Source organism: Alistipes sp. CAG:29 (genome assembly GCF_000435435.1).
Classification (GTDB): domain Bacteria; phylum Bacteroidota; class Bacteroidia; order Bacteroidales; family Rikenellaceae; genus Alistipes; species Alistipes onderdonkii.
This window is the reverse complement of sequence record NZ_FR893415.1, coordinates 1-3,173: the sequence shown is the minus strand read 5'-3', so window position 1 is coordinate 3,173 and position 3,173 is coordinate 1. Positions and strand designations below refer to the sequence as shown.

The window sequence follows — 3,173 nt, the reverse complement described above, 5'->3', positions numbered from 1 at the left end:
CGGGACGGCGGCGGCCGGCCGCATCCGCACCGACGACCCCCTCAAGCTCCTGCCGCCCGCAGGGTCGTACCAAGTCCGCATCGGCGGCCGGCCTGCAAGGCTGACTGTCGACACATCACAAAATCTGATAATCCGCGACGGCTGCCCCGACGGGCGTGCCGTCCTAACCTTTTAAGCACCATGCTGAGTTACGATTGCCAAATCCGCGTGTGGTACAAGCACACCGACCAGATGGCCATCTGCCACCATTCGAACTACATCTGTTACTACGAAGCCGCACGCAGCGAACTGCTCCGCTATCTGGGCATGTCCTTCGCCGAAGTCGAGAAGCGGGGCATCATGATGCCCATCCTCGAGGTGCAGTCCAAATACCACCGCCCGGCCTACTACGACGAGCTGCTCACCGTGCGCATCATGCTCCGCGAACTGCCCACGGCGCGCATCAACTTTTTCTACGAAATCTACAACGAGAAGGGCGAGCTGCTCAACACGGGCATGACGCAACTGGGCTTCATCCACAGCGACACACGCCGCCCGTGCCGCGTCCCCGACTGGTTCCTGAAACTGGTCGCCGACAAATGGACGGAAGAGTAGAGGCCGCCGCGGCACTTCGATGCTTCTCACGACCGAAAGGCTCCGGATCGTTCCGCTGACACCCCGGCAGCTGGGGCTCTGGCTGTATGACATTCCGGCACTGGGAAAGGAACTGGATTGCCGCTACACAGCCGGAAGCCCGCACGGCGACTTCCGCCGGATCGTCGAGGGGCAGCACGCACTTGCCGCCGCCGACCCCGGCAATCACCTCTTCCACACCTTCTGGTTCCTGATCTTACGGGATGGCGGTGCCGTTGCCGGATCGGCCTGCTTCAAAGGGGCGGCGGATGCCGACGGAAGGGTAGAGATCGGCTACGGACTGGAAAAGCCTTTGAAAAACAGGGTTACATGACCGAAACCGTCCGGGCATTGTGCGCCTGGGCGAAGCAACAGCCCGGTGTCCGGCACATCACTGCCGAGACCGAACCGGATACCGCGCCTCGCATCGCGTCCTGCAAAGGGCCGGGTTCCATCCCGCCGAAGCGGACGCAGCTCGATGGCGGAGCCTGTGAAACCAGGCTGCCACCCGGAAAATACAGAAGGCCGTTCCTGCGAACGGCCTTCTGCATTTTCGTCGATCCGGAAGCGTCGATCCGGAATTCCGGCTTTCCGGGGAGCGGGGCCGACTCGTGGCGGGAAAAACTGTTCCCGACGACCGGCAGGCTCCCGCAAAGTCATTCGAGCATCCCCTTGAGCGTCTTTTTCATCAGGTCGTGGTCGCGGAAGTCGTTACGCAGCTCATAGCTGCCGTCGCGGTCGACCAGCACGTAGGACGGAATGCCGTCGATCTGGAATTTCTCGCAAAGGTATTTCCACTGTGCGTCGTCGAGCCGGTAATGCTTGCCCGCGATTTTGGCGATGCTGGTCTTGTAGGCGACCAGCGGCGAGGTCTCGTTGGCGATGTATATCCACACCAGGTCGTCGCTCTTCAGTTCCCCGCTCTTGAGCGGCTCGTTCGCTTTGATCGAAGCCCGGCAGGGGCCGCACCACGTGTTCCAGAAATCGACGAACACCACCTTGCCCTTGTAGGGCGCTACAATCGCATCGAACAGCTTGTCGACGGCAACCTCGGGCGTCGTTTCGATACGAACATCCTTCACCGACTCCAGCTCCTTGCGTACACGCGCCTGCATCGCCTCGCAGGCCTCGGCGTAGAACGGCTCCTTGAGCGAATGCAACAGGTCGAGGTCTTCCTGCGTAAGGGCGTTGTTCTCGGCCTTGGACGGAAGCTGATATACCTTGGGAAGGTCGGCCAGGATGCCCTCGGTAGCGTGCGCGATATTCGCCCAGCCGATATGCGGGGCGATGATGGAGTAGCAATAGTCCGAGGAGGACATGCCCATCAGCAGTTTCGGGTTATTCAGGTCGAAAAGCCCGGCCAGCACCGTATAATGCTCCGGTGCGAAAACGGCGAATTCGTAGTCAACCTTCTTGCCGTAATCCCAATCCTCGTGCCGGCTCCGGTAATTGTGTTCCAACAGTCCGGGCCCGTTGGACATGGCCCCGAGCGCCTCCTGCTGCAACGTGAGCAGGGACAATTCCTTCATCATCCCGGACACCGGGCTGCGCGCGATGCTGTCCGCCAGGATTTCGTATTTCGACACGACCATCTGCGTATACTCGTCGGCACTCATGCGGTAATCCGCGAAATCGCCCGAATAGAGGTTCATGCGGATACTGCTGCCGCCGCTCGCATCCACCAGCGCATTGAGATCCGCATACGCCCCGGTCGTATAGAGCCTGCGCCCGGGCGCAGGCTCGCATTCCTTGTCGCGGCGCTGCACGATGGCCCGGCCGCCTGCCTCCATAGCGATATACATGTCCAGCGTTTCACCGGGGGCAATCCAGCACATCCCGAATACCGGGCCGCACGAAACATAGGCCATGGCCGTACCGTACTGTTCGAATCGCAGGGTTGCCGTGCCGCTTTCGGGGTCGATGGCCGCCGTATGCTCTTCCTGACCGTTCAGCAGCGAATTGACATACATGGCGACCTCCTTCACCATTCCCCTGCGGTACCCCAGCAGGCGGACGTTCACGGTGGTCGTCCCCACAGCGAGAATCGGTTCGGGAACGGGGCCGTCTTCGGGGGCCTTCCGCAGTGCGCGGGGTAATCCCTCGGGATAACGCGGATACTCCTTTTTACCCGTCAGGTCGACCCCGTAGAGTTTGAAGCAGTCGTCGCAGTCCGATTCGATGAAATCGAACGATTTGGTTCCCCGCGGCAGCGGCCCGAATTTCAGCACGAACGACGCTTCGCCCGAGTCGGGCATCCAGAAGAGCGAATCGGGGAGGATACCTTCGCTGCCCTGCAACATGTATTTCTGCCCGTCGGCCAGCAGGTAGGTGCCCGCGTCGATGCGGATACAGTTGTGCGGCCGGAAATAGGCATCGACATGCAGCACGGTCGCCGTGTCGCTCAGTTCTATTTTCGGAAAGTCGAGCGTCATGGTGTTGGCAGCCCCGATCAGGGGGTTCTCGACGACACGGTTTGCCGGGGTGCATGACGCAAGGAGCATCCCGACCGCCACCGCACCGGAGGTTAGCAGTTTTCTCATTGTATATTTGTAATTAGTTAA

Annotated in this window: 3 protein-coding genes; 2 read left to right on the top strand and 1 reads right to left on the bottom strand. The window is 60.8% G+C overall.

Annotation, left to right across the window (positions count from 1 at the left end):
* Window positions 1-180: 180 nt before the first annotated feature.
* Both QVP03_RS02500 and QVP03_RS02495 read left to right on the top strand, forming a co-directional pair.
* The gene (locus QVP03_RS02500) at window positions 181-594 is read left to right on the top strand and encodes an acyl-CoA thioesterase (RefSeq protein ID WP_022332075.1); all 414 of its coding nucleotides are present in this window, start codon (window positions 181-183) and stop codon (window positions 592-594) included.
* A gap of 19 nt (window positions 595-613) precedes the next feature.
* Window positions 614-946, top strand: a complete 333-nt coding sequence (locus QVP03_RS02495; protein WP_022332074.1) for a GNAT family N-acetyltransferase — start codon at window positions 614-616, stop codon at window positions 944-946.
* A gap of 322 nt (window positions 947-1,268) precedes the next feature.
* On the opposite strand, the gene QVP03_RS02490 is transcribed toward QVP03_RS02495, so the two are convergent.
* Window positions 1,269-3,152 carry a thioredoxin-like domain-containing protein gene (locus tag QVP03_RS02490; RefSeq protein ID WP_022332073.1) on the bottom strand — a complete coding sequence of 628 codons (1,884 nt, stop codon included), beginning with the start codon at window positions 3,150-3,152 and terminating at the stop codon, window positions 1,269-1,271.
* Window positions 3,153-3,173 lie beyond the last annotated feature (21 nt).

Bases quoted from the DNA above. Each gene is read 5' to 3' on its own strand.
- QVP03_RS02500 (WP_022332075.1), top strand. From the start codon at position 181: ATGCTGAGTTACGATTGCCAAATCCGCGTGTGGTACAAGCACACCGAC.
- QVP03_RS02495 (WP_022332074.1), top strand. From the start codon at position 614: ATGCTTCTCACGACCGAAAGGCTCCGGATCGTTCCGCTGACACCCCGG.
- QVP03_RS02490 (WP_022332073.1), bottom strand. From the start codon at position 3,152: ATGAGAAAACTGCTAACCTCCGGTGCGGTGGCGGTCGGGATGCTCCTT.